Raw genomic sequence first — 276 nt, forward strand, 5'->3', positions numbered from 1 at the left:
CGGCACCGCAGCGACCATCGCCAAGGTCCTGTTCGTGATCTTCCTGGTGCTGTTCCTGGTGTCCTTCTTCAAGAGCCGCCGCAAGCCGTGAGGCTCTGATTCCCTGCCACGGGTCAGACTGACGGCAACAGTCCGCAAGCCGTCACGTGATCGGATAGCACGACTTTGAGATAGTACGAGTCAGAGACAGCAACGCCCGCGACGGTGATCGACCGTCGCGGGCGTTGCTCGTTCAGGCGCTGGCCTTTTCACCACTGAGGGCTGGGCAGGTTCAGA

General features: G+C 61.2%; 1 protein-coding gene. It reads left to right on the plus strand.

Annotated features, from left to right (window positions below; all coding sequences use genetic code 11):
• On the plus strand, positions 1-91 hold a 91-nt coding region (locus R0J88_RS19860), incomplete at its 5' end, for a DUF1328 family protein (protein ID WP_410900856.1).
• Positions 92-276 lie beyond the last annotated feature (185 nt).

The organism is Pseudoalteromonas sp. SIMBA_162 (assembly GCF_046535955.1).
Classification (GTDB): Bacteria; Pseudomonadota; Gammaproteobacteria; order Enterobacterales; family Alteromonadaceae; genus Pseudoalteromonas; species Pseudoalteromonas marina.